Source organism: Candidatus Frankia alpina (genome assembly GCF_902806485.1).
GTDB classification, from domain to species: Bacteria; Actinomycetota; Actinomycetes; order Frankiales; family Frankiaceae; genus Frankia; species Frankia alpina.
Genome location: NZ_CADCWT010000437.1, coordinates 1 through 1,974 on the forward strand (window position 1 = coordinate 1; position 1,974 = coordinate 1,974).

Sequence of the window (1,974 nt, forward strand, 5' to 3'; positions counted from 1 at the left end):
TGCACATCAAAATCATGACGACGGCGATCAGGGCGACGGAGGCGATGAGGCCGTTGCGCAGCGGCTCGAGAGAACCCGGGCCCTCTTCCTGCAACGGGCCGCCGGCAATGGTCTCGGCGGCGTCATGAGGAGGCTGCGCCGACGCCGGCGACGGCGTCCCCTCGAAGACCTCGCGCTGTCCGTCAACCATGCAATCCCATCCCATCTATTTGTCGAAAATCACAATCGGTGCGGCCGTAGGCACGGAACAGTCACGACTCTATTCCGTCTACGGAGCGCTCCGTAGACCCCGGAGAAGTCGGATCGTGGCGGACTCCGGTGTCGCGGCGCCCGGCTACCGGATCTTCCGGCGGATCTTCCGGGCGGGGCCGGTCAGGCGTGTAGCGGCAGGTCCACGGTCACGGCGGTCGGACCTCCAGGTGGGCTGGTGGCGGCGAGCCAGCCGTCCACGGTGTGGACCCGCTCCACCAGGCCCGCGAGCCCCCCGCCGCCCTCGGGGTCGATGCGCGCCCCGCCGGCGCCATCGTCGCCGACGACGACGCGCACCCGCCTGGCCCGCCCGATGATGCTGACGTGTGCCTCGCCGGCGCGGCTGTGCTTGGCGGCGTTGGCCAGCAGTTCGGCGACGCAGAAGTAGGCGATCGTCTCGATCGCCGCCGACGGGCGGTCCGGCAGGTCGACCCGCACCCGCACCGGCAGGGCACTGCCAGCGGTGAGGCTCGCAAGCGCGGCCTCAAGGCCCCGGTCGAGGATCGGCGGGTGGATCCCGCGGGCGAGGTTGCGCAGCTCGACGAGGGCTTCCTTGACGTCGCGGTGGGCCGCGTCGACCAGCGTGCGGGTGGCCTCCAGATCGACGGCGTCGCCGTCGGTGGCGAGGTGCTCGCGGGCGATGCCGAGGTTCATCGCCATCGCCACCAGCCGGGCCTGCGCCCCGTCGTGCAGGTCACGTTCGATGCGGCGCAGCGCCGCGGCCGAGTCGTCCACGGCGGCGGCGCGGGTGCGTTCCAGGTTGCGCAACCGCTGCGCGGTGAGGGATCGCCGGGTCGGGCCGAGCAGGCCGCGGATCAGCAGCACGTCCAGGTGCACCAGCCCGCGCACCGACCAGCGGGTGACGGGCAACAGGAACAGCCCGGTCACGGTCACCGCGGCGATGAGGGGAGCGGTGTCGAGGAAGAAGTCGGTGCCGAACGAGGCGCCGCGGTGCCCGTGGCCGTCGCCGTCGCGCTGCAACGGCAGGAACGGCCGCCAGAGCGCATAACTGACCGCGCCGAGCGCGGAGCTCCACAGCGTGATCGAGATGATCGCGCTGGCCAGTGACAGCGGGAACTTCAGCAGCAGGTAGGGAAGGGCCCGCCAGCCGACCGTGTCGCCGAGCCCCGCCCGGATCCAGCCGGATGCGCCGGGGCGGCGCGGCCGGAACGGGCGGGGCGCGGGAACGCCCGCGTCGAGTAGTCGGACGGCCAGCCGCCGGTTCACCTCACCGAGCCGGCGGGCGCCGACGAGCAGGGCAGCCAGCAGCGGCAGGCCGACGATGGTGGCGGCGAAGCTGGCGCCGACGGAGATCGCGACGACCGCGTAGACGAAGCCGAGGATGCCCAGCGGCAGACCGACCAGGGCGTAGGCGAACTCCCGGTGCACCCGCCAGCGCGACGGGCGCCCGCCGGGCGGGAGGGTTTTCATGGTCACCGGCGCCTTCGGAAGCAGTGTGTCGCGGGCCGGTCGCCCGGGAACACTATTTCCGCGGGACACCCGGTCCCCGTGGGGACGCCCCCCAGCCTGCCGCCGCGCCCCCGACGCGCCCAGCCGGTACGCCCTCCACTCGTCTTCGGGTTATCCCGACCCATCCCGCCCCGCTCAGACCTGCGAGGCCAGCCGGGGAGCGAGAAACTCCGGATCCTGCTGGACAGCTACTGATCTTTAATTCACCGGGTCGGACTGGAGTGGATTCTGCCCGGTCCCGGTCCCGGTCCCGGC

2 protein-coding genes are annotated in these 1,974 nt (G+C 72.3%); both read right to left on the reverse strand.

Annotation, left to right across the window (positions count from 1 at the left end):
* On the reverse strand, window positions 1-190 hold a 190-nt coding region (locus tag G6R25_RS23710), incomplete at its 3' end, for a hypothetical protein (RefSeq protein ID WP_163554630.1).
* 182 nt (window positions 191-372) lie between these two features.
* A complete protein-coding gene (locus G6R25_RS23715) occupies window positions 373-1,680 on the reverse strand; it encodes a sensor histidine kinase (protein WP_163554631.1) in 1,308 nt (435 codons plus the stop codon).
* Window positions 1,681-1,974: the final 294 nt, after the last annotated feature.

Excerpts from the sequence above, each read along its gene's own strand:
- G6R25_RS23715 (WP_163554631.1), bottom strand. The coding sequence starts at position 1,680 with ATGAAAACCCTCCCGCCCGGCGGGCGCCCGTCGCGCTGGCGGGTGCAC.